The following is a 24143-nucleotide window of genomic DNA, read 5'->3' as shown; positions in this document are numbered from 1 at the left end:
GCTCATACGCGCCGCCCCTTAGTGTGCCGAGCATTCCTGAAAGTTTGACTAAGCAGGTTTCAATACTGTCGTATAAGGGGCAGCACCGTGATCGAATCAGTGTCATCCGCCATGCCGTCGCGCCGCTGGCGACCGTCGAAACTCGTCAGGATTATCAGCGTGTCAGTCTTGTTGACAGTGGCAGCGCTGGTCGCCGGTTTCGTCGTGTGGCATCGATCCCCGGTCAACCTGGGCAATGCGAATGCCCAGGCTCGCGCCGAACTGCTCCGGCACTGGCGCGCCGGCGACGTGGTGGTATTGGTGCGTCATGCCGAGCGCTGCGACCGCTCCAGCAACCCTTGCCTGGGTCCGGCGGACGGCATTACCGAACTCGGCAGTCAGTCTGCAGCCTCAGTGGGCCAAGGCTTTATGCGCCTGGGCATGGCTCAGGCCGACGTTTTTACCAGCCCGGTCACGCGCACCCAACAAACCGCGCACTATATGTTCGGCAAGGAAGCGGTGACCCAGGCCTGGCTGGCCAGTTGTGGCGACACCCTGCGCGACGATGTGATCGCGCACAAGGTGGCCCATCGCAATACAGTGCTGGTCACCCACAGCGGTTGCATCAGCGATTTCGAGGTCCAGACCGGTTTCAAACACGCGACCACCGCCGAATACAGCAGTTCATTGTTTGCCAGTATTGGCAGCGATGGGCAACTTCAAGTACTGGGCGTACTGAATGACGCTGATTGGCGTTCGCTGTTGAACGATAAATCGTTGAAGTAAGGCTGCGGTCGTTAGTTATTTAAAGTTGAGACTGTTAGTTCGCTACTCATCAATAAACATCTCTCTGGCTTGAATTCCTTCAGGCGCTGTTCAGCGAGGATGGCTGATAGTGCGCTGGATCCACAGCGTCCTCGCGTTAAGGATTTCTCATGACGTCCCATCACAATCTGTTGCAACACCCGGCGGCGAAGCTGCACAGACGCCCCGCCCCTGCACCCACCGCCGTCGAACGCTGGATCGTTCCCGGTTTGCTCCTGGCCTTCGTGCTGTTCTATCTGCTGCCGTTGATGAGCCACGGCTTGTGGATTCCCGACGAAACCCGCTATGGCCAGATCAGCCAGGAAATGCGCCTGAGCGGTGACTGGATCGCCCCGCATTTCATGGGTATCCGTTATTTCGAAAAACCCATCGCCGGCTACTGGATGATCGCCATCGCCCAGGCGGTGTTCGGCGATAACCTGTTCGGTGTGCGGATCGCCTCAGCGTTGAGCACCGGGCTGAGCGTGTGGCTGACCTACCTGATTGCCCGCCGACTGTGGAACGACCCGCGCAAAAGTGGCGCGTGCGCGTTGCTCTACATGAGTTTCGGGCTGATTGCCGGGCAAGCCGGTTATGCGAACCTCGATCCGCAATTCACGTTCTGGGTGAACTTGAGTCTGGTGGCGTTGTGGTTCGCCCTCGATAACCCTTCAGGTAAACAACGCCTCGGTGCCTGGACCTTGTTGGGGGTTGCCTGCGGCATGGGCTTTATGACCAAGGGTTTCCTCGCCTGGCTGTTGCCGGTGCTGATCGCCCTGCCCTACATGCTCTGGCAACGTCGCTTGGGCGAGTTGCTGCGCTACGGGCCGATAGCGCTGGTTGTGGCTGCCGTGACCTGCCTGCCGTGGGTGCTTGCCATTCACCATCAGGAACCGGACTTCTGGCGGTTTTTCTTCTGGAATGAGCACATTCGCCGGTTTGCCGCTGACGACGCGCAACACGCCCGGCCGTGGTGGTTCTACCTGCCGTTGCTGGTGGCTTCGAGCCTGCCTTGGGCGGCGTTGTTGCCGTCGACCTTTATCCAGGCCTGGAAAAACAAGCGTGAACCGGCCATGGGTTTCCTGCTGTTGTGGCTGCTGTTGCCCCTGACCTTTTTCAGCCTGAGCAGCGGCAAGTTGCCGACCTACATCATGCCGTGCCTGCTGCCGCTGGCGTTGCTGATGGGGCATGCCCTGACGGGCCTTATCGATCAGGCGCAAGACCGGGCCATTCGTTTCAACGGTGCCATCAATGTGGTGTTGGGCTGCGTTGGCCTGATCGCCTTGATATACATCCAGGCAACCAAGGAAATCTTCGAAAACACCGAGATGCTCAGCCTGTCCCTGGCCTATATCGTGTTGGCCGGCTGGATCATCGCCAATGCGTTGCAAGTCTCACGACCCTTGCAGTTCTGGGCTGCGCCGGCTTTGGGCAGCTGGCTACTGGTGGCGCTGCTGCCAGCGGCGATGCCGGCGACGATCGTCAACAGCAAGATGCCTGACCAGTTCATTGCCGAACACCTGGAAGCGCTGAGCCAGACCTCCTCCCTGCTCAGTAACGACCTAGGCGCGGCGTCGGCCTTGTCCTGGCGCCTGAAGCGACCTCAGGTTGACCTGTTCAACACCATTGGCGAGCTGAAATATGGTCTGGACGATCCGGCCATGGATTCGCGCAAAGTCACCAAGGACAACGTTGGTCAATGGATGACTGAAGCACGCAAGAAAGGCTCGGTGGGGGTGGTGATGCGGGTCAACAGTGTGCAAGAGGTCCAGGAAGTCGAGTTGTTGCCGGTGGATGGCAAGCGCTATGAGCGTGGCAATCTTGAAATCCTGATTTTCCCGCAAAGTCCGTAACGACAAACACCAAACCTGTGGGAGCGGGCTTGCTCGCGAATGCGGTGCATCAGTCAAAGCAGGTGGCGACTGACACGACGTCTTCGCAAACAAGCCCGCTCCGACAAGGGACTGCGGTGCTCATTCAAGTTTTAGGAAACCCTCCATGAAGTTCCACGCAAGTGACAGGGCCGCGCTGTGGCTCCTGCTGGGCGCGACTGCCTTGATGTTGTTGTTGGGTTTAGGCTCGCGCGAGCTCTGGGGCGCGGAAACCCGCTGGGCCAACATCGCCTTGCAGATGCTCCAGAGCGGTGACTATTTTGATCCGTACCTCAAGGGCGGGCCGTATTACGACAAGCCACTGCCGTCCTATTGGCTGATCACCGCCACGGCGTGGTTGACCGGCGGCCTGGGACACTGGTCGCTGCGCCTGTCCTCGGTGATTTCGGCGTGGTTGAGCGTGTGGCTGGTGTACCTGCTGGGCGAGCAATTGTTTCGCAAAGGCACCGGGCTGATTGCCGGGTGGATGCTGGCGACCACGTTCTACTTCGTGTTTTGGGCGCGGGTGGCCACGGCTGACATCCTGACCGTGTGCGGTGTACTGGCGGCGGTGTGGTGGTACTGGCGCGGGCCGCAAGACACTCGCCTGTCGCGCTACCTGGGATTTTTCCTGCTGCTGTCACTGACCTCGCTGTTCAAAGGCCTGATCGGCTTCATTCTGCCGGGCTTGCTGCTGTTGCCCCATGTGCTGCAAGACGGGCGCTGGAAACGCCATCTCAATCTGCGGCTGTGCCTGGCCTTGATGATCGCTGGCGCGTTCTACATGACGCCGTTTGTACTGTCCCACGTCTACGGCGCGCCAACCTATGGCGAAAGTGGCCTGGGCCTGGTGCTGCGGGAAAACGTCGTGCGGTTTTTCCAGCCGTTCGACAACATTGGGCCGATTTACACCTACCTGATTTACCTGCCGGTCTACACCCTGCCCTGGGCGCCGTGCTGGTTGATCGCGTTGTGGGTCGCCCTGCGCCACTGGCACAGCATCGAACCCAATACCCGCTGGCTGATCTGGGGCCTGGGTTTGTTAATGTTGTTCTTCACCGCCAGCGGCAGTCGGCGCAGTTACTACGTGTTGCCCCTGGTGCCATTTGCGCAATTGCTTGGGGCTTGGTGGATCACCCAACGCAACCCGGTGAGTCGTGGCTGGAAGATCGGTTTCGGTGCGGCCACCGTGTTATTGCTCGCGGTGCTGGGCGTGCTCTATCCGTGGACCAACAATGGTGGCGGCGTGGTTCAATTCGGTGAGACGGTCAAGTTTGAGGCGAGCAAGCGTGCGCCCCTCAAGGACTGGCGCCTGGTCATGATCGAAGTCGACAACAAAGTGCCGATGTACCTGCAAACCGGCGGTGCGCCCTTCTATTACGTGCAGGAAAACCAGAACTACCCACGCACGGGCGACAGCGCCGCTTTGATGACCTGGCTTGATGCCACCAGCGGCCAACACTGGGACCCGCAGCGCACCATCATCGTGGCGCAATACCGCAATGGTGATGCCTTGCCGTTGGGCTATCTGAGTGTCGACCATCAGGTCATCACCACCACGCCCACTAACGGTGAGCGGATGTTCCATGGTCGGGAGGACCAGAGCGTGGCGTTTATCCCGCAGCCCTGACCCACACCAACCCGGCAGAGATAGCTTGCCGACTCACAAATCGAAGCGATCCACCGCCCGCCGCCGCTCATTGTCATCACGCACATCGTAGTTGGCGGTGGTCTGGATATTGCTGTGATGCGCCAGTTTCTGCGCAATCGACAGGTCGTGTTCCTCAATCACCCGGGTGATGAACGAACGACGGAAGTCGTGGGGCATGATCTTCACCCCGACCTGGGCGCCGCGCTGGCGGGCGATGTAATAGATCGCATGTTTGGTGATGCGCTCGCGGGTGATGTGGCTGCCGCGGCGGATGCGGTTGAACAGGAACGGGTCGTCCTCCAGACCTTCGCCCAGTTGCGAGCGACGCAATTCCAGCCACGCCTCCAGTTTGGCGAAGGCCCAGGCCGGTGCGTACTTGATCAACTGCTTGTTGCCCTTGGCCGTGACCCGCAGGCTGCGTTCGCTGAAGTCGACCTGGTTCAGGTCGAGGTTCACCGATTCCGACTTGCGCATGCCCGAGCCGTACAGCACCGCAATGATCGCCGCGTCCCGCAGGCCTTGTGGCCGCGGATCCGCCGCGCAGACTGCCATCAATTCCTGAATCAGCGTGCGCTTGAGATTGCGCCCCTGGGACAGCCGCGTGCCGGCAATGCCTTTGACCGAGCGCATCTTCAGCAAGTGTTCCTGGCTGATCAGGCTCATGCGCCAGGCTTCGTTCATCACCCCGCGTACGGCGTTCACATACAGCGAAGAGGTATTCGGCGCATAACCATCAGTGCGTAAGGCGGCGACCAAGGCGATGACATCCTCGGGCTGGAGTTCGTGCCAGGGAATCTCCTCGATGTTCATGTCTTCGAAGCCCAGACGATCGGCCGCGTCTTGCAGCACATAACGCATGGTCAGTTGGCTGGACGACGCCAGGCGCGCCAGATACACGGTCAATGGGTTGGCTTTGGCCACCCTTGGTTCATTAACGGATAAGTCAGTCACACAAAAAGCCTTGAATGAAAACTGTTCAACACAACAACTAAAGAGTTTGGTTACTTGCTGTAAGGAGTACTCAACGGTGGATTAACGCGATAAACGGTAGAAGTCTGAACTCTAGCTGTCTGGACTTCAGATAAACGATTCGCCGACCGGTTTTTCATGTCCCTTTCACATTTTCGCGCTTAACCTTAATGAGTCGGGCCATCGATAGTCAGCCAGCACAACCTGACGAGCCGGCAGTCAAAAGTCAACCTAGGCAATTTGTCACATTTCTCTAGTAACTAATTGATGCAGCTTTCATTTTAGCGACTACGCTTAAATTGGATCCGAATCACTGCACCTGAAATTTCGTTGCTGCTTATACCCCCGAGGTCTCCATGAGTCAGGCTTTTCTCCCCTTCTCACGCCCCAGTATCGGCGATGAAGAAATTGCCGCCGTAGAGCAAGTATTGCGCTCGGGCTGGATTACCACCGGGCCAAAAAACCAGGCACTGGAAGAACACTTCGCCAACTACGTCGGCTGCAAGCATGCCGTGGCATTGTCGTCGGCCACCGGGGGCATGCACATCACGTTGCTGGCCTTGGGTATTGGTCCCGGGGATGAAGTGATTACGCCGTCCCAGACCTGGGTGTCCACCGCCAACATGATCTGTCTGTTGGGTGCGACGCCGGTGTTTGTCGATGTCGATCGCGACACCCTGATGACTGATTTGCAGAGCATCGAAGCGGCGATCACGCCACGGACCAAGGCAATCATCCCGGTGCATTACGCTGGCGCGGCGTTCGACCTCGATCCGCTTTACGCCCTGGCGGACAAACACGGCATTCCCGTCATCGAAGACGCGGCCCACGCGGCCGGCACCTTTTACAAAGGTCGCCACGTTGGCTCACAGGGCACGGCGATCTTCTCGTTCCACGCCATCAAGAACATGACCTGTGCCGAAGGCGCGATGTTTGTCAGCGACGATGAAAACCTGGCCGCTCGGGTGCGCATGCTCAAATTCCACGGCCTGGGTGTTGACGCCTACGACCGCCTGACCGGTGGCCGCAAACCCCAGGCCCAGGTGATCGAGCCCGGGTTCAAATACAACCTGGCCGACATCAATGCCGCCATCGCCCTGGTGCAACTGGAACGACTGGACGAGATCAACGCCAAGCGCACGCAACTGGCCCAGACCTATCTGCAACGCCTCGAAGGCCTGCCGGTACAACCGCTGGCCATCCCGGCGTACCCGCAGCAGCACGCCTGGCACCTGTTCATCCTGCGCATCGACGCCGAACGCTGCGGCCTCGACCGCGAAGCCTTCATGAAGGCCTTGCAGGAGCAGAACATCGGCACCGGCATCCATTTCATCGCCACCCACTTGCACACCTACTACCGCCAGCGCTTCCCGGACATCTACCTGCCCAATACCGAATGGAACTCGGCGCGGCTGTGTTCGATCCCGTTGTTCCCCGACATGACCACTGACGACGTTGAACGTGTCGTCGGTGCCATCGAAAACATTATGGACGCCCGCCTGTGAAACCTTATCCGATCCGTTGCGTATCGATCGTCATCCCGGTCTATAACGAGCAAGACAGCCTTCCCGAGTTGCTCAGGCGCACCGAAGCCGCGTGCCAGCAATTGCACCACGACTACGAAATCGTCTTGGTGGACGACGGCAGCCGCGACAACTCGGCGCAGATCCTGGAAGAGGCCGCGAGCCACGAGTGCAGCCCGGTGGTGGCGGTCATCCTCAACCGCAACTACGGGCAGCACGCGGCGATCATGGCCGGGTTCGAACAGTGCAAGGGCGACGTGGTGATCACCCTCGACGCCGACCTGCAAAACCCGCCGGAAGAGATCCCCCGATTGGTGGCCCAGGCCGAACTCGGCTACGACGTGGTTGCCACCGTGCGCAACAACCGTCAGGACTCGGCCCTGCGGCGCTGGCCGTCGAAGCTGATCAACCTGGCGGTGCAACGCTCCACCGGCGTGGCCATGAGCGACTACGGCTGCATGCTCCGGGCTTACCGCCGGACCATCGTCGACGCGATGCTCGCCTGCCGCGAACGCAGCACCTTCATCCCGATTTTGGCCAACAGCTTCGCCCGCCACACCACGGAAATCCTCGTGACCCACGCCGAGCGTGAACACGGCGAATCGAAGTACAGCCCGATGCGCCTGGTCAACCTGATGTTCGACCTGATCACTTGCATGACCACCACCCCGCTGCGCCTGCTCAGCATCGTCGGCTTCTGCATGGCCGGTCTTGGCGTGCTGTTTGCCATCGCGCTGATTGTCCTGCGCCTGGCCTTTGGCGCTGGCTGGGCTGGCGACGGTACGTTCGTCCTGTTCGCCGTGCTGTTCGTCTTCACCGGCGGGCAATTCATTGGCATGGGCCTGTTGGGTGAATACCTGGGCCGCATGTACAGCGACGTCCGGGCCCGCCCACGGTTCTTCATCGAAAAAGTCTTGCGTAGCCAACCCGCCTCCCCTGCTCCCGTTGTCACTGTCGACGGTCTCACTTCAACTCCTTCAGATCAGGTTCTCTCATGAGCAAAAAAGTTGTTGTCTTCGCCTATCACGATATCGGCTGTGCCGGCATCGACGCCCTGCTTGGCGCAGGTTTTGAGATTGCGGCGGTATTCACCCACGCCGATGACCCGAAGGAAAACGCCTTCTATGGCTCCGTGGCGCAACTGTGTGCCAATCAAGGCATCCCCGTGCACGCCCCGGAGGATGCCAACCATCCACTGTGGATCGAGCGCATTGCCAAGCTCAACCCGGACTACATCTTTTCGTTCTACTACCGCCATCTGCTGAGCGAGCCACTGCTGGCCACCGCCAGTCAAGGCGCGTTCAACCTGCACGGTTCGTTGCTGCCCCTTTATCGCGGTCGCGCGCCGGCCAACTGGGTGTTGGTCAACGGCGAAACCGAAACTGGCGTGACCCTGCACCGCATGGTCAAACGCGCCGATGCCGGCGCCATCCTCGCCCAGCAAAAGGTCGGGATCGAGCGCAGCGATACCGCGCTGACCCTGCACGCAAAACTGCGTGACGCCGCCAGTACGCTGCTGCGCGACACCCTGCCGGCGCTGCTGCAAGGCAAAATCACCGAAACCGCGCAGGACGAATCCAAAGCCACCGTGTTTGGTCGTCGCACCCCGGCGGACGGCAAGCTGATCTGGAAAAAACCGGCCGAAGAACTGTTCAACCTGGTTCGCGCCGTGACCCAACCGTATCCGGGCGCGTTCTGTGACGTCGGCGAACACAAGCTGATTGTCTGGGGCGCACAGGTCGCCAAGGGCAATGAAGGTCAGGCACCGGGCCGAGTCATCAGTGTTGACCCGCTGCGTATTGCCTGCGGCGAAGACTCGCTGGTGATCACCGCCGGCCAGCGCAACGACAACGGCCTGTACCTGAGCGGCCCGCAACTGGCCAATGAGCTGGGCCTGGTCGACGGTTCGGTGCTGCGGGGCGCTGAGTCCGGGCGCAAACCCCGTCGCACCCGAGTGCTGATCCTCGGCGTCAACGGCTTCATCGGCAATCACTTGTCCGAGCGCCTGCTGCGTGACGACCGTTATGAAGTCTATGGCCTGGACATCGGTTCCGACGCCATCGACCGCCTGCGCAGCCATCCGAATTTCCACTTTGTGGAAGGCGACATCAGCATCCACTCCGAGTGGATCGAGTACCACATCAAGAAGTGCGAGGTGGTCCTGCCGCTGGTGGCCATCGCCACGCCGATCGAATACACCCGCAACCCGCTGCGTGTGTTCGAACTCGACTTCGAAGAAAACCTGAAACTGGTGCGCTACTGCGTCAAGTACAACAAGCGCGTGATCTTCCCGTCGACCTCGGAAGTCTATGGCATGTGCCAGGACGAGCGCTTCAACGAAGACACCTCGAACCTGGTGCTGGGCCCGATCAACAAACAACGCTGGATCTACTCGGTCTCCAAGCAACTGCTCGACCGCGTGATCTGGGCCTACGGCCAGAAAGGCCTGAATTTCACGCTGTTCCGTCCTTTCAACTGGATGGGCCCTCGTCTGGATCGTCTGGATTCGGCACGGATCGGCAGCTCCCGGGCAATCACTCAACTGATCCTGAACCTGGTGGAAGGCACGCCGATTCGGCTGTTCGATGGCGGCGAGCAAAAACGCTGCTTTACTGACATCGCTGACGGCGTCGAGGCACTGGCGCGGATCATCGACAACGACAATGACGTGTGTAACGGCCAGATCATCAACATCGGCAACCCGGACAACGAAGCCAGCATCCGCCAGTTGGGCGAAGAGTTGCTGCGCCAGTTCGAAGCGCACCCGCTGCGCAGTAACTTCCCGCCGTTTGCCGGTTTCCGCGACGTGGAAAGCAAGGCGTTCTACGGCACCGGTTATCAGGACGTGTCGCACCGTAAACCGAGCATCGACAACGCCAAGCGCCTGTTGGACTGGACGCCGACCGTCGAGATGAGCGAAACCATCGGCAATACGCTGGATTTCTTCCTGCGTGAAGCCATGCTCGAAATCGCGGACAAGCGCTGATGCAGGCAGGCCTTCGAATCGATGTCGACACCTACCGAGGCACCCGCGAAGGGGTGCCCCGGTTACTGGAAATCCTCGATGAGGCCCAGGTCAAGGCGACGTTTTTCTTCAGCGTCGGGCCGGACAACATGGGGCGCCACTTGTGGCGCCTGATCCGCCCGCAATTCCTCTGGAAAATGCTGCGTTCCAACGCCGCCGGCCTGTATGGCTGGGACATTTTGCTGGCCGGCACGGCGTGGCCGGGCAAACCGATTGGTCGTGATCTCGGGCACCTGATGCGTCAGGCCCGGGACGCCGGGCATGAAGTCGGCCTGCACGCCTGGGATCACCATGGCTGGCAAGCGAATGCCGGGCGCTGGAGCGATGCACAACTGATCGAGCAGATTCGCCGGGGCGTCGACAGCCTCAGCGACATCCTCGGGGCAAAAGTCGACTGCTCGGCTTCCGCTGGTTGGCGCGCGGACGAGCGCGTGATCGAAGCCAAGCAGGCGTTCGGCTTTCGCTACAACAGCGATTGCCGGGGCCAGAGCGTGTTCCAGCCGACCTTGGCCAATGGCCTGTTGGGTGCGCCGCAAATCCCGGTGGACTTGCCTACCTTTGACGAGGTGGTCGGGCCGAGCATGGCCGCCAAGGATTTCAACGGGTTCATCCTTGACCGCTTCACCCCAGAAAAGCTCAACGTCTACACAATCCATGCCGAGGTAGAAGGGATTCTGATGGCTAACGATTTTCGTCAACTGCTGGCCGATGCGCGCCAGCGTGACATCCGTTTCAAACCCTTGGGCGAACTGTTGCCCGAGTCATTCGCCAGCCTGCCGGTCGGGCGCGTGGTGCGTGGCGCCCTCGAAGGCCGTGAAGGCTGGCTGGGAGTGCAAGGCGCATGACTAAACGCTGGGCCTTGCCAGTGTTGCTGGCAATTATGCTGCTCGCTTACCTGTTGCCGCTGGGCACCCATGGCCTGTGGATTCCCGACGAAACCCGCTATGCCCAGATCAGCCAAGACATGCTGCTGGACGGTAACTGGGTGTCACCGCACTTTATGGGTTTGCGCTATTTCGAGAAACCGGTAGCCGGTTATTGGATGATCGCCCTCGGCCAGGCGCTGTTTGGCGACAACCTGTTCGGCGTGCGCTTCGCTTCGGCCCTGAGCACCGGGCTGAGTGTGTTGCTGTGCTTCCTGATCGCTCGCCGTTTGTGGAACGACCCGCGCAAAAGCTTTGCCTGCGCCTTGCTGTACATGAGTTTCACCGTGGTGGCCGGCCAGGCCGGGTACGCCAACCTCGATCCGCAATTCACCTTTTGGGTCAATCTGAGTCTGGTGGCACTGTGGTTTGCGCTAGACAGCAAAAGCACTGGCCAACGGCTGTTGGGCTGGACCGTGTTGGGACTGGCCTGCGGCATGGGTTTCATGACCAAGGGTTTTCTGGCCTGGTTGCTGCCGGTGCTGATCGCCCTGCCGTGGATGCTCTGGCAAAAACGCTGGCGTGAACTGCTGATCTACGGTCCGCTCGCGATCATCATCGCCATCGCCGTCAGCCTACCGTGGGCCTTGGCCGTGCACGCCCAGGAGCCTGACTACTGGCGGTTCTTCTTCTGGCACGAACACATTCGGCGCTTTGCCGGCGACGATGCGCAGCACGACGCGCCGTGGTGGTTTTACCTGCCGCTGCTGGTAGCGTTCAGCCTGCCGTGGGCGGTGTTGCTGGCGCCGGCGCTGAAACAGGCCTGGCAGACCCGGGGCCAGGCGCACATTGGCTACCTGTTGCTGTGGCTGGTTATGCCTCTGGTGTTCTTCAGCCTGAGCAACGGCAAACTGCCGACTTACATTCTGCCGTGCCTGCTGCCCCTGGCGTTGCTGCTGGGCCATGCGCTGGCCGACCGCTTGCGGCTTGAGCAAGGCCGGGCGCTGGGGCTCAACGGTTTGCTGAACCTGCTGCTGGGCCTGACGGTCCTGTTGGCCCTGGTTTACCTGCAACTGAAAAAGCCGCTGTACGAGTTGGAACTGCACAACCTGGTGCTGGTGTTTATCGCGCTGATGGGCTGGATCATGGCCAACCTGCTGCAAGCCTTCCGGCCGCTGCAATGCTGGGCGGCGCCGGCGTTTGGCAGCTTGCTGTTCATCGGCCTGATCCCGGCCGCGCTGCCCAATGCGGTGGTGTCGAACAAAACCCCTGACCAATTCATCCTCGAACACGCCCAGGAACTGAGCCAGACCACCCAATTGATGAGCAACGACCTGGGCGCCGCATCAGCCCTGGCCTGGCGCCTGCAACGCCCGCAAGTGGCGCTGTACAACACCGTCGGTGAGCTGAAATACGGCCTTAATTACCCCGAAGCGCGTAATCGGCGGATCACTGTCGACAAAGTGCAACAGTGGATGCGCGATGCTCGCAAGCACGGTTCTGTGGGCGTGGTCATGCGGGTCAAGGGTGACGACGAACTTTCAGAAGTGGAACTGCTGCCAAAAGAGGGCAAGCGTTATGAGCAAGGCAACCTGGTGATTCTGATTATCCCCAAGGACGCGGCATGAGCCTGTTTCTGTTGCTGACTGCATGCCTGCTGACGTGCCTGGGCCAGGTGGCCCAGAAATACGCCGTGGAGAGCTGGCGCGGCAAGGATTCCGGTTGGGGCGACAAACTGCGCTCGCCGTGGCTGTGGCTGGCGTTGTTCTCCCTCGGTTTGGGGCTGCTGGTCTGGCTGCTGGTGTTGCAACGCCTGGAAGTCGGCGTCGCTTATCCGATGCTCAGCCTCAATTTCGTTTTGATCACGTTGGTCGCCCGCTTCGTCTTTCATGAATCCATCGACCGGCGCCATTGGCTCGGTGTCGCGCTGGTGATCGGCGGTGTGGTTTTGCTGGGGCAGCACACATGAGCCTGCGCCGTGGAATCACCTACGCCCTGGGCAGCGTGATGCTCGCCAGCGCCGCGCAGTTGGGTATGCGCTGGAGCATGAGCCGATTGCCGCAACCGGATCAATGGCTGACCGCCCTGGGCAATGGCAGCGTCGATCCGGCCGCTATCGGCGTGGTGCTGGCGGCAATTTTCGCCTATGGATTGTCGATGCTCAGCTGGTTGCTGGCCCTGCGTGACGTGCCGCTGGGCCGGGCCTATTCACTGCTGAGCATCAGCTATGCGCTGGTGTACCTGCTGGCCGCCAGCCTGCCGGTGTTCAACGAACATTTCAGTCTTGCAAAAAGCCTTGGGGTGGCCCTCGTCGTTTTGGGTGTCATCACCATCAACTCTCGACCTGCTCGCGTCTCCGTTCTCAGGAATGACCCATGAAAATCAGTGTATTTGGTAGTGGTTACGTTGGCCTGGTACAGGCCGCCGTTCTGGCTGAAGTCGGCCACGATGTGATCTGTATGGACATCGATGCCAAAAAGGTCGAATTGCTCCAACAGGGCCATGTCAGCATTTTCGAGCCGGGGCTGGCCAGTCTGGTCAGGGAAAGCCTGGAAGCCAAGCGTCTGCAGTTCACCACCGACGAGAAACTGGCGGTGCAGCATGGTGAAGTGTTGTTCATTGCGGTGGGCACGCCTTCCAGCGAGGACGGCTCGGCCGATCTGAAATACGTGCTGTCAGTGGGCGATGCCGTGGCCCGTCATCGTGAGCAACCGGTGATTTTGGTGGAAAAATCCACTGTGCCGGTCGGCACTGGCGACACCCTGCGCGCACACATCGAGGGCCGATTGGAAGAGGCCAGCCGCCAGTTGCAATTCGATATCGTCTCCAACCCTGAGTTTCTCAAGGAAGGTTCGGCGGTCGCCGACTGCCGACGCCCGGACCGCATCATCATCGGTTGCGAACGTGACGAAGTGCGCGACGTCATGCGCGAGCTCTATTCACCGTTCAACCGCAACCACGATCGCATCATGTTCATGGACCTGCGCAGCGCCGAGCTGACCAAGTACGCCGCCAACTGCATGCTGGCGACCAAAATCAGCTTCATCAACCAGATCGCCGAACTGGCCGAACACCTGGGGGCCGACATCGAATCCGTGCGCCTGGGCATCGGCGCGGACTCGCGCATTGGCTACCATTTCATCTATCCGGGCTGCGGTTATGGCGGCTCGTGCTTTCCCAAGGACATGCGCGCGCTGATCCACAGCGCCGAGCAGGCGCACTGCTCCAGCGATTTGCTGCAAGCAGTGGAAGCGATCAACCAACGGCAGAAACACAAGCTGTTCGAACGGGTGAATGCGTTCTACAAGGGCAATCTGGCCGGCAAGACCTTTGCCGTGTGGGGCTTGGCGTTCAAACCCAATACCGATGACATGCGCGATGCGCCAAGCCGGGTGCTGCTGGAGTCCTTGTGGGCGGCCGGGGCCAGTGTGCGGGCGTTCGACCCGGAGGCGATGCAGGAAACCCAGCATTTGTACCCGGACGAATCGAAGCTGATGCTAATGGGCACGCCGGAATCGGTACTGGCCGGCGCCGATGCGCTGATCATCTGCACCGAGTGGCAGCAGTTCAAGGCCCCTGATTTCGATCTGATCCGTCAGCGCCTGGCCGCGCCGGTAATCTTCGACGGACGCAACCTGTATGACGCCGAGCGGCTGTCCCGCGCCGGTTTCCTGTACTTCCCGATGGGCCGTGGGGATTCGCGCAATCTGCCGATTCCATACCAGCAATGGTCTGCCATTTCGTCGGTTGCCTGACCGTGAATGCCACCATTCGTCGACAGTCCCTCGGCGCGGGGCTGTTGGCGCTGCTGCTGTTCATGGCCGGGGTTTATCAGCAGACTGCGATCGGCTTCGATTCGCGGTTCGTGCTGTTTGCCCAGGAAATGCTGCGCCACGGGCCTACGGTGTTCCCGACGACTTATGGCCAGCCCTATGCAGACTATTCGGCCCTGAGCACGCTGTTCGTCTGGTTGCTGTCGCTGCCATTCGGCCAGGTGAATGCCTTCAGTGCCTGGCTGCCGAGTGCAATTGCCGCGGCGGTCATCGTCACGCTGATGTACCGCTTGCTGGCGCCCTACTCCACGCGCTGGGCATTACTGAGTATCGCCCTGCTCCTGCTGACCAACACCTTCGTCACTGAAACCCGCGCCGTGTCCCTGGACGTGATGCTGGCGGCGGTGGCGTTTTCGGTGTTCTACCTGGGTTATGCCGCCGACCATTTCGAGGCCCCCCGGCGCTGGGCGCTGATCTTTGCCCTGTTGTTGCTGGGTTTCGGGATTCGCGGACCGATCGGCCTCGTCGTCCCAACCGGCATGTTGTGCAGCTATTTCCTGCTCAATCGGCAGTGGCAACGATTGCTCGCCTTCGGCCTGCTTGCCGCCATGCTGCTGGCGGGCTGCGTCGGATTGCTGTTGTTGCTGGCCAAACTCAGCGGTGGCCCGGCGTTTATGCAGGACGTGATTCGCATGCAGTTCATGGGGCGCATGGACGGCAGTGAAGGCGTCAGCGGTTCGTTGTATTACTTCACCAGTTCCATGGGCAACTATGCGCTGGCGTATCCATTGGGGTTATTGGCGCTCGCGGCGATCGTCCTGAGCAATCCGCGCGAGGCCGGACCGGCGTTGCGTCTGGTGCAGTACTGCGCAGCGGCCGGGTTGATCGTGATGGTCGGGCTGTCGATTCCCCAGGCGAAAAAAGCCCGTTACCTGCTGCCGATGTTGCCGATGGCGGCGATTATCGCGGCGTATCCGTTTCAGGTGATGCAAGGGCGGTTGTTCGCCGTATTGCGGGGGCTGATGCAGGGCGTGTGGCTAGTGATTCCGGGGCTACTGATCGTGGCATTGATGGTCGGCCAGCGGCGCTTCCCCGGGGTATTGACCTCCCCGGTACCGATCTTGATCGTGCTGGGCGTGTTGCAAGCGATCGCTTTGGCCGCGTTTTTCAAGCCGGCCCGACGAGCGCCGATCCTGGCGTTTTGTGCGGTGCTGGGATTGTGGTCGGTCTACATCCTGGTGTTCGAACCGGTGGAGCGACAGCTCTACGACACCCGCAGCTTCAGCCGTGCAGCTTTTGCGCAAGTCCAGCAGGAGCCCGCGCCGCTGGTACTGTTCGGCATGGGCAAGGACGCGAAGGCGATCAAGTTCATGGTCAATATCGAGCAGGACCTGCAACCGGTGTTCACCGAATCGGTCCAGGAACTGGAAACCATCAAGCCGCCAATGTGGGTGATCATGGATCAGGGTGACTACAAAGCCATGCAAGGCACTTCGCTGGGTTCGCTGGAGCCCGCGTTGACCGGGCGTTTCGACAAAAACGATTACGTCCTGCTCCATCTCAAACCTTGACGCATAACCCTGGAGCTGCCGAAGGCTGCGATCTTCTGACGTTGCCGTTAAGATCAAAAGATCGCAGCCTTCGGCCGCTCCTACACGATCATCATGACCATTACCCTTCGCCGCGCCCAACTCGCTGACGCTGCCGCCCTCCCCGCCATCGAGCGTTCCGCAGCGGCGTTGTTTCGCAACGACCCTTCCCTCGTCTGGCTCGCTGACTCGCCCGTGGCCGACGCACAACAACATCTGCGCGCCATAGAAACCGCCGACGTGTGGGTCGCGCAATCCGCCGATGGCGCACTTGCGGGGTTTCTCAGCGCCGAACAAGTCGACGATCAACTGCATATTCAGGAACTGTCGGTCAGCCAACACTTCCAGGGCCGAGGCATTGGTCGAAAGTTACTGTTAGCGGCGATTGAACATTCTCGCCAACGAGAACTCGTCAGCCTGACCCTGACCACGTTTCGCGACGTGCCGTGGAATGAACCGTTTTATCGACGGTTGGGCTTTGCAACATTGAGCCTGGCTGAAACCAGCCCACGTTTATTGGCAATTCTGCGTCAAGAAGTCGCTCACGGTTTGCCCGGTGAGCGGCGTTGTGCGATGTGTCTGCCCCTGCTCTAGGCAGATCAGGAAAAATGCACCCTTCCTACAAGCTATAGGGAATCTCCCTACATTAGCCCTAAGACGTTTGCCATAAAGTGCTTCGCCAGCAAACAGGAGTGGCAGCGATGGCGAATCACGGTTACATGATCATCCAGGGAAAATCTCAGGGATTGATATCAGCGGGTTGTTCGACACAAGATTCTATTGGCAATAAATGTCAGTCGGGACACACCGACGAGATCATGGTGCTTTCATACAGCCATAACATGGCCAATATTGGAAATATCAATAAGCCAACACACAGCCCACTCATCATTACGAAGAATGTCGATAAATCCTCTCCGTTACTTGCTCAAGCGCTCTCAAGCAGAGAAGAAATCAGCTGTGCAATCAGCTTTTATCGAGTGTCCGCCTATGGCCTTCAAGAGAAGTTTTTCACCATTGAAATTGAAGGCGGCATCATTGCCGACCTGACACTCGACATGCCTCACGTTGTTTTACAGAACGACGCCGAGCCACAAGAGCACGTCGCCATTCGTTATCGCGAAATCACATGGCGCCACCACCTCGCGGGAACAAGTGGGCACGGCTCTTGGGGGAATAACGAATGGGACAGCTAAAGGATCGCTGCGAACCTGGCAGTTGTGATTATTGGGCGGTCAGTAAGGCGGCGGGTAATTTGACGAGCCAGGCGTGTACGCTGTCTGCGCGACATATCAAGGATGGGACGTTGCGATTGCAATTCAATCGCGAGGTTTCTTATTACGCGAGAGGGATTGTTAATGATGTGGCGCAGGGAAGGAAGAGTGCTGATCAGGGGTTGAAGGAGATAAAGAGCGAACAGAGTAGTTTGCTGAGTCAATCGTGGGAAATTGCCAAGAAAGGTGCTGGTGTGGTTGCAGGGGGAATGCAAATACTAACGGGGGCGGGAATATGCTATGGATCGGCAGGTTTGCTTTGTCTTGTGGGCGGTGTGCCAATGATGGCTCATGGTGGGAATAATATTTATGAAAATGGGCGTAACTTAATGGAGGGCCGCAATGATACAGAAGGTCCGACCCGAAAGGCATATCAAGGGGTAGCGAAATGGCTCGGAAAATCTGATCGAGAAGGCAATATCGCCTATGGTGCCGCTGACATTACCACGTCAATATACGGGCTTTTTCGACTGACATTGAAGCCAGATGCATGGCGACTATTTAGATATGTCAGGACAGATTATGTGCGAGCTTATGAGAATATGGGGCTTGGTTCACGGGCTCTGGAAGCGCACACAAACTATCAGACAATGAAGCAAATACAACAGGAGATCGAAAAGTGATCGCCTGGATTTTTCCACTGCTTGCAATTTCAGGTGTAGTTACGGCGTATTTTCTAAAGACACATCTGTCTGGTAACAATCTGAATTATACAAAACTCTGCTTGGGGTTGGTGTTTAACGCTGTGTTCATCATTCCTTATATGAATATTATCGAAAACAACAAATTCCCCTTCCTGGGCTATCGCCCGGACATTATTTTGGATGACCCGTTTATTGGCTGGGTGGCGTTTGCCTGTATTATTCTTCATCTGTTTGCGCGCCCTGTGAACCAGGAGGTTAAATGTTGGTTCTCGAAAAAATGATCATAGTGGCAATCAGGTCGTTGTTTCTTATTTCTTGCTCAGCTTTTCACTCGGTGTGGATTCTATTAGCGCTTAATTACTTTCTTGAAATGGATGTTAAAACGTTCAGAGTGGTTGGATCTGTTTGTTTTTTTATTGTGTTGTTTTGTTGTTTCAAGCTTGCGTATAAGGAGCTTGAAAAGCTTGAAGCCAAATAAAAACCCCATGCTGTTTGTTCGAACATACCTATTGATCCTCGCGTGCGCCGGCTTTCACACAATGCTAATCCTGTCTGTGATTACTTACTTTCTAGAGGTCGACTATATAGCGCTCAGAATAATAGGTTGCCTGTGTTTTGTCGGGCTGTCGGTTTGTTTTTTGATTGCCTTCCCTGAAAAACTCCAGGAAGCGCTGTATGGAAAAAACAATAGCCATGTCGATTTGACTGACTTTCAAACCGGCGCTTTCAAATCCACACCCAACGCCAGGGCAAAAGCCTTGACCAGTGGGCTACGCACGGTGTTGTGGCGCAGAATCAGATTGAATGGCGTGACGATGTGAATCAGGTCCGGGCGCACCGCGCGAAATTGCCCTTGGGCCACCAGGGTGGCGGCGTAGTGTTGCGGCAGGAAGCCCACAAAACGGCCGGTCTTGATGAGTAAAGCCACGGCTTCAACCTGGGTTGCCGAGGCGGAAAAGCTGTCGTAGCGGGCAAAATTCAGTTTGTCCCGATGAATCGCGTAGCGATGGTTGATGCACTCGTAGTCCTTGAGCACGTTGCTGCCGATTTCCGCCTCCGGCACTTCGAACAGTGGATGCCCGACCGCGCAGTAAACCTGCGAGCGTTCCTCGTACAGCGCGTAGTAATCGAACTCTTCGCGCTTTTGATAAACCGGGACGATGCCCGCCACTAATCGACCCTCGACCACACCGCGCTCTATTTCATCCAACTGTGACGCTTGAAGTTGAAACCGGACCTTTGGCGACTCTTCATTAATCAGTCTTAGCGCTGCAACTAACGGCGAACCGGGATCGGTTATCGTGTTATCAATAACCCCCACACCCAGATCACCAATAAGTTCATTCTGCGCAGAACTAAGCCGATCACGAAAGTTGTCAACCGAAGCAAACAAATCAATCGACGCCTGATACACCAGACGCCCTTCTTCGGTCAGGTGAAACCCCTCGCGCCCTCGGGTGCAAAGGCGCATGCCGATGCGAATCTCAAGGTCCGAGATCTGTTTGCTGATGGCCGCCAGGCCCACATTCAGCTCGTTCTGCGCAGCACTGAAACCCCCAGCTTCGACCACTGCCTTGAACACTTTGAGCAGTTTGAAGTCCAGGCCACTGAGTGCCAATGGCGCTCGCTGAGTCGGTTTCGGCGCGGGGTTTCCGGAATTGGAAAGTGGGGTTTCCATAATGCTTATTTACCTCTGGCGCCCTAGCAAACAATCTGTGCCCAACAACAAAAACATAGCTGGCCAATAATAATGAACACAGAAAACAAGGCTTGGCAACCGCTAATAAATTCCGTACCTGAGTGCCAACTCACTGATTTTGCACTGTTAAAAGCTGACACTTCGATCAGCTCTCGCCCTTTCGCAACTGCCCATTTGAAAACTGCTTGAGCCCCACTGCGTCCGAATGATTTTCGGCGAGTGCCAGGGCTTGGCAGATCGTATTCAGTTCGCTTTACCGACGAGGAAAACAACAATGTCTCAAACCACCGACCGTCTCTGGGGTGCACGCTTCAAAAGCGGCCCATCCGAAGCCCTGGCGGCCCTGTCCCGTTGCCCTGAGCGCTATTTCCGCCTCACGCCGTACGACCTCGCCGGGTCCAAGGCCCATGCCGGTGAACTGCACCGCGCCGGTCTTTTGACCGAAGAAGAAACCCGCATCATGCTCGGTGCCCTGGATCAGATCGGCGCTGACTTCAAAGCCGGCAGCATCGCCCCGACGCTGGACGATGAAGACGTCCACACCTTTATCGAACGCCTGCTGACCGAACGCCTCGGCGCTCTGGGCGGCAAGCTGCGCGCCGGTCGCTCGCGTAACGACCAGACTGCCAACGACCTGCGCCTGTTCCTGCGTGACCACGTGCGCACCCTGGCCGTTGAAGTGCTGGCCCTGCAACAAGCGCTGGTGGATCAGGCCGAGCAGCACATCGAAAGCATCTGCCCCGGCTTCACTCACTTGCAGCAAGCGCAGCCGATCGTTTTCGCCCATCACTTGCTGGCCCACGCCCAATCGATGCTGCGTGACGTACAACGCCTGGTGGATTGGGACGCGCGCACCTCGCTGTCACCACTGGGCGCCGCAGCGATGGCCGGTTCCGCCATCGCGCGCCTGCCCCAGCAGTCGGCCAAGGAAATGGGCTACAGCGGCGTGTGCGAAAACTCCATCGACGCGGTCGCCAGCCGCGACCACGTGGCCGAATTCCTGTTTATCGCCAGCATGCTCGGGATCAACATTTCCCGCCTCGCTGAAGAGTTTTGCCTGTGGTCGTCGCGGCAATTTCGCTGGGTCGCGCTGGACGATGCCTACGCCACTGGCAGCTCGATCATGCCGCAGAAGAAAAACCCGGACATCGCCGAACTGGCCCGGGGTAAGGCAGGTCGCTTGATCGGTAACCTGACCGGATTGCTCTCCACCCTCAAATCCCTGCCGCTGTCCTATAACCGCGACTTGAGTGAAGACAAAAACGGTGTGCTCGACAGTGTCGACACCCTGTTGCTGGTGCTGCCGGCCATGGCCGGGATGGTTGCGACGATGAAGGTCAATGTCGAAGAGCTGCGTCGCCAGGCGCCATTGGGCTTCACCCTGGCCACTGAAGTCGCGGATTGGCTGGCGATGCGCGGCGTGCCATTCAAGGAAGCCCATGAAATCACCGGTGCGCTGGTCCAGGCCTGTGAGAAACATGACATCGAATTGTGGGAAGCCTCCCCGGCGTTGTTGGCCGAGATCGATCCACGCCTGACCCCGGAAGTGCGCGACAGCCTGACCCTGGAAGCCGCCATCGCTGCCCGCAGCGGTTGGGGCGGCACCGCGCCAGAACGGGTGCGCGAGCAAATCGGTCGACTGAAAACCGCCCTCGCCGCCCAGCATGAGTGGATTGAAAACTATCAAGGCTTCCGTCTCTGAATCAGAGCGAAAACCTTGTAGGAGCGAGGCTTGCCCGCGAAGGCGGTGTGTCAGGCAACATTTATGACATCTGACCCAGCGCTTTCGCGGGCAAGCCTCGCTCCTACAGGGGGTCGCGTTTAACACGAAGATCAGCGGTGGGCCGTCGACGCCGTTTTGAACCACAGCAGCACGCGCCGCAGTCACTGGGCGGCGTACGGAGAAACATCATGAGCCAGACTCAGGCAGAACGTCTCCAGTCGGAGCGCAAACTGGCGGAAAACCAGTTCGATATCACCCAGTACCACCACGTGCCACGGCGTTATTACGGGCGGATTTTCTTTGCCACCGTGATCGTCATCGCCATTCTCGGCCTGGTGCGCGCCTTCGCCGAAGGCAAGATCGAATGGTCCTACATCGGCCAGTTCGTCACTTCCCAGGCGATCCTCTGGGGCTTGTTCAACACCATCGTCATGGCGGTGCTGGCGATGGCGCTGGGCTTAGTCTTCGGGGTGATCACGGCAATCATGCGCATGTCGGCCAACCCGATCCTGCGCTACGTAGCGATCACCTACACCTGGCTGTTCCGCGGTACGCCACTGATCCTTCAACTGTTGTTGTGGTTCAACCTGGCGCTGATTTTTCCCACTATCGGCATCCCCGGCCTGTTCGAAATGGACACCGTGAGCCTGATGACGCCGTTCGTGGCCGCCCTGCTCGGCTTGAGCATCAACCAGGGTGCCTACACCGCCGAAGTGGTGCGTGCCGGTTTGCTCTCGGTGGACACCGGGCAGTACGAAGCCGCCAAGTCGATTGGCATGCCGCGCCTGCAAGCCCTGCGCCGGATCATCCTGCCGCAAGCCATGCGCATCATCATTCCGCCAGTCGGCAACGAATTCATCGGCATGGTGAAAATGACCTCCCTGGCGAGCGTCATCCAATACTCGGAACTGCTCTACAACGCCCAGAACATCTACTACGCCAACGCCCGCGTGATGGAGCTGCTGATCGTCGCCGGTATCTGGTACCTGGTTGCCGTCACTGTGCTGTCCTTTGGTCAAAGCCGTCTGGAGCGTCGTTTCGCTCGCGGCGCCGGCAAGCGTTCTTGAGGAGCCTCCCATGAGAAACATCGTCAAGGCCGTGAGCCTGAACAAGTATTACGACCAGTACCACGCGCTCAAGGACATCAACATCGAAGTCGAGCAAGGCGAAGTGCTGTGCATCATCGGCCCGTCCGGCTCGGGCAAAAGCACCTTGCTGCGCTGCGTCAACCAATTGGAAAAGATCGACAAGGGCGGCCTCTGGGTCGACGGCGAACTGGTGGGTTACCGCGTGGTCGGCAACAAACTGCACGAACTCAACGAGTCGCAAATCGCTCGGCAGCGCCTGTCCACCGGCATGGTGTTCCAGCGTTTCAACCTGTTCCCGCACATGACTGTGCTGCAAAACATCATCGAAGGCCCGTGCCAGGTGCTCAAGCGTTCGCCCAAAGAGGCGCACGAAGAAGCCGTGGAGCTGCTGGCCCGGGTCGGCCTGGCCGACAAACGCAACAGCTACCCGATTGAACTCTCGGGCGGCCAGCAGCAACGGGTGGCGATTGCCCGCGCGTTGGCCATGCGGCCCAAGCTGATGCTGTTCGATGAACCCACTTCGGCACTCGACCCGGAACTGGTCGGTGAGGTGCTGTCGGTGATGCGCGATCTGGCGCAAACCGGCATGACCATGATCGTCGTCACCCATGAACTGGGCTTCGCTCGCGAGGTTTCCAACCGCATGGTGTTTATGGACGGCGGACAGATCATGGAGGCTGGAAGCCCCGAAGAAATACTAATAAGCCCACAAAACCCGCGCACCCAAAGCTTCATTTCTGCCGTTCGAACCTAAGCGCCAGCCTCGCAAACCAAGAGCTGCGTCAAAACACTCATAAGAGAACGACCATGAAGAACTTCGTAATTCCAGCAGTACTCGCCGGCCTGATGGCTTCCAGCGTCAGCTTCGCCACCGAATTGCCGGCCAGCATCAAGGCCAAGGGCGAGATCGTTGTGGCGATCATGCCCAATTATCCGCCGATGGATTTCAAGGACCCGGCCACCAACACCCTCACGGGCCTGGACTATGACCTGGGTAACGCCCTGGCCGAGCGGCTGGGCGTGAAGATCAAATGGCAGGAAACCGGCTTCGAGCAAATGATCAACGCGCTGACCACTGACCGCGTGGACATGGTGCTGTCGGGCATGACCGACACCGCCGAGCGCCAGGCCAGCGTGACCTTCGTCGACTATTTCACCAGCGGTCCGCAGTTCTACACCTTGCAGAAGAACAAGGACTTCAACGAAATCACCGACCTGTGCGGCAAGAAAGTCGGCACCAGCCGCCGCACGACCTTCCCGGCGGAAATTGCTGAATACAGCAAGGCCAACTGTGAAGCGGCGGGCAAACCGGCCATTGTGGTGATCGGCACCGAAGGCTCGGCGGACGCCCGTGCGCAACTGCGCCAGAGCCGGATCGACGCGGCGATGCAGGGCAGCGAAACCTTGTCGTACCTGAAGACTCAGGAAAAGGACATGTACAAGACCGTGGGCCTGCCGATCTCCGTGCAATTCACCGGCCTGGGCGTGAGCAAGAAAAAGCCTGAGTTGAGCGAGGCGGTGAAAGTGGCGTTGCAGAGCATGATCGATGACGGCAGCTACCAGACCATCCTCAAGAAGTGGGACCTGGAGTTGGGTGCGATCAAGACAGTGACAGTCAACGCCGGCAAGTAATGCTTGCCCTGTAGGAGCGAGGCTTGCCCGCGAAGG

General features: G+C 58.8%; 22 protein-coding genes. 20 read left to right on the top strand and 2 right to left on the bottom strand.

Features of this window, described 5'->3' with window-relative positions; genetic code table 11:
• Positions 1-87 precede the first annotated feature (87 nt).
• The 3 genes from pmrG (at position 88) to ACY4LX_RS18325 (ending at position 4284) form a co-directional block, all read left to right on the top strand.
• Positions 88-765, top strand: a complete 678-nt coding sequence (gene pmrG, locus ACY4LX_RS18335; protein ID WP_463257351.1) for a lipopolysaccharide core heptose(II)-phosphate phosphatase PmrG — start codon at positions 88-90, stop codon at positions 763-765.
• Between the two features lie 149 nt (positions 766-914).
• A complete protein-coding gene (gene arnT, locus ACY4LX_RS18330; protein ID WP_463257350.1) occupies positions 915-2636 on the top strand; it encodes a lipid IV(A) 4-amino-4-deoxy-L-arabinosyltransferase in 1722 nt (573 codons plus the stop codon).
• 145 nt (positions 2637-2781) lie between these two features.
• Positions 2782-4284 carry an ArnT family glycosyltransferase gene (locus ACY4LX_RS18325; RefSeq protein WP_463257349.1) on the top strand — a complete coding sequence of 501 codons (1503 nt, stop codon included), beginning with the start codon at positions 2782-2784 and terminating at the stop codon, positions 4282-4284.
• A 33-nt stretch (positions 4285-4317) separates the two neighbouring features.
• Here the strand turns inward: ACY4LX_RS18325 and ACY4LX_RS18320 are convergent, their stop codons facing one another.
• Entirely contained in the window at positions 4318-5256 is a 939-nt protein-coding gene (locus tag ACY4LX_RS18320) for a site-specific integrase (protein WP_372242378.1), read from the bottom strand.
• Positions 5257-5630: 374 nt separating this feature from the next.
• Here ACY4LX_RS18320 and arnB point away from each other — a divergent pair, with 374 nt between their 5' ends.
• The 13 genes from arnB (at position 5631) to ACY4LX_RS18255 (ending at position 18246) form a co-directional block, all read left to right on the top strand.
• The gene (gene arnB, locus ACY4LX_RS18315; protein ID WP_149661994.1) at positions 5631-6779 is read left to right on the top strand and encodes a UDP-4-amino-4-deoxy-L-arabinose aminotransferase; all 1149 of its coding nucleotides are present in this window, start codon (positions 5631-5633) and stop codon (positions 6777-6779) included.
• Entirely contained in the window at positions 6776-7795 is a 1020-nt protein-coding gene (gene arnC / locus ACY4LX_RS18310) for an undecaprenyl-phosphate 4-deoxy-4-formamido-L-arabinose transferase (protein ID WP_149661995.1), read from the top strand. Before arnB ends, arnC begins: the two co-directional genes overlap by 4 nt.
• Complete coding sequence (gene arnA / locus ACY4LX_RS18305; RefSeq protein ID WP_463257348.1) at positions 7792-9783, top strand: bifunctional UDP-4-amino-4-deoxy-L-arabinose formyltransferase/UDP-glucuronic acid oxidase ArnA; 1992 nt, start codon at positions 7792-7794, stop codon at positions 9781-9783. The genes arnC and arnA overlap by 4 nt, the downstream gene beginning before the upstream one ends.
• Entirely contained in the window at positions 9783-10667 is an 885-nt protein-coding gene (gene arnD / locus ACY4LX_RS18300; RefSeq protein WP_149661997.1) for a 4-deoxy-4-formamido-L-arabinose-phosphoundecaprenol deformylase, read from the top strand. Before arnA ends, arnD begins: the two co-directional genes overlap by 1 nt.
• Positions 10664-12313: a lipid IV(A) 4-amino-4-deoxy-L-arabinosyltransferase gene (gene arnT, locus ACY4LX_RS18295; protein WP_463257347.1), complete on the top strand. Its 1650-nt coding sequence runs from the start codon at positions 10664-10666 to the stop codon at positions 12311-12313. Before arnD ends, arnT (ACY4LX_RS18295) begins: the two co-directional genes overlap by 4 nt.
• A complete protein-coding gene (gene arnE, locus ACY4LX_RS18290; protein WP_149661999.1) occupies positions 12310-12654 on the top strand; it encodes a 4-amino-4-deoxy-L-arabinose-phosphoundecaprenol flippase subunit ArnE in 345 nt (114 codons plus the stop codon). Before arnT (ACY4LX_RS18295) ends, arnE begins: the two co-directional genes overlap by 4 nt.
• Positions 12651-13064: a 4-amino-4-deoxy-L-arabinose-phosphoundecaprenol flippase subunit ArnF gene (gene arnF, locus ACY4LX_RS18285; RefSeq protein ID WP_463257346.1), complete on the top strand. Its 414-nt coding sequence runs from the start codon at positions 12651-12653 to the stop codon at positions 13062-13064. Before arnE ends, arnF begins: the two co-directional genes overlap by 4 nt.
• On the top strand, positions 13061-14440 hold the full coding sequence (locus tag ACY4LX_RS18280) for a UDP-glucose dehydrogenase family protein (RefSeq protein WP_463257345.1): 1380 nt from the start codon (positions 13061-13063) through the stop codon (positions 14438-14440). Before arnF ends, ACY4LX_RS18280 begins: the two co-directional genes overlap by 4 nt.
• Complete coding sequence (locus ACY4LX_RS18275; RefSeq protein ID WP_463257344.1) at positions 14413-16029, top strand: ArnT family glycosyltransferase; 1617 nt, start codon at positions 14413-14415, stop codon at positions 16027-16029. The genes ACY4LX_RS18280 and ACY4LX_RS18275 overlap by 28 nt, the downstream gene beginning before the upstream one ends.
• 93 nt (positions 16030-16122) lie before the next feature.
• A complete protein-coding gene (locus tag ACY4LX_RS18270; protein ID WP_463257343.1) occupies positions 16123-16641 on the top strand; it encodes a GNAT family N-acetyltransferase in 519 nt (172 codons plus the stop codon).
• Positions 16642-16748: 107 nt separating this feature from the next.
• A complete protein-coding gene (locus tag ACY4LX_RS18265; RefSeq protein ID WP_149662003.1) occupies positions 16749-17243 on the top strand; it encodes an Hcp family type VI secretion system effector in 495 nt (164 codons plus the stop codon).
• Positions 17231-17944: a DUF4225 domain-containing protein gene (locus tag ACY4LX_RS18260; protein ID WP_463257342.1), complete on the top strand. Its 714-nt coding sequence runs from the start codon at positions 17231-17233 to the stop codon at positions 17942-17944. Before ACY4LX_RS18265 ends, ACY4LX_RS18260 begins: the two co-directional genes overlap by 13 nt.
• Positions 17941-18246, top strand: a complete 306-nt coding sequence (locus ACY4LX_RS18255; RefSeq protein WP_429530765.1) for a hypothetical protein — start codon at positions 17941-17943, stop codon at positions 18244-18246. The genes ACY4LX_RS18260 and ACY4LX_RS18255 overlap by 4 nt, the downstream gene beginning before the upstream one ends.
• 431 nt (positions 18247-18677) lie before the next feature.
• Here the strand turns inward: ACY4LX_RS18255 and ACY4LX_RS18250 are convergent, their stop codons facing one another.
• Positions 18678-19643 carry a LysR family transcriptional regulator gene (locus tag ACY4LX_RS18250; protein WP_463257341.1) on the bottom strand — a complete coding sequence of 322 codons (966 nt, stop codon included), beginning with the start codon at positions 19641-19643 and terminating at the stop codon, positions 18678-18680.
• Between the two features lie 295 nt (positions 19644-19938).
• Here ACY4LX_RS18250 and argH point away from each other — a divergent pair, with 295 nt between their 5' ends.
• The 4 genes from argH (at position 19939) to ACY4LX_RS18230 (ending at position 24107) form a co-directional block, all read left to right on the top strand.
• Positions 19939-21366, top strand: a complete 1428-nt coding sequence (argH, locus tag ACY4LX_RS18245) for an argininosuccinate lyase (protein ID WP_463257340.1) — start codon at positions 19939-19941, stop codon at positions 21364-21366.
• 209 nt (positions 21367-21575) lie between these two features.
• Positions 21576-22454, top strand: coding sequence for an amino acid ABC transporter permease (locus ACY4LX_RS18240; RefSeq protein WP_463257339.1), 879 nt, complete (start codon positions 21576-21578; stop codon positions 22452-22454).
• Between the two features lie 10 nt (positions 22455-22464).
• On the top strand, positions 22465-23229 hold the full coding sequence (locus ACY4LX_RS18235; protein ID WP_463257338.1) for an amino acid ABC transporter ATP-binding protein: 765 nt from the start codon (positions 22465-22467) through the stop codon (positions 23227-23229).
• 53 nt (positions 23230-23282) lie between these two features.
• The gene (locus ACY4LX_RS18230; RefSeq protein WP_463257337.1) at positions 23283-24107 is read left to right on the top strand and encodes an ABC transporter substrate-binding protein; all 825 of its coding nucleotides are present in this window, start codon (positions 23283-23285) and stop codon (positions 24105-24107) included.
• Positions 24108-24143: the final 36 nt, after the last annotated feature.

The sequence above is a fragment of the Pseudomonas sp. Emmai genome (assembly GCF_055179735.1).
Note: the sequence above shows the minus strand (reverse complement) of the source record. Positions and strands in the feature narration are given on the sequence as shown.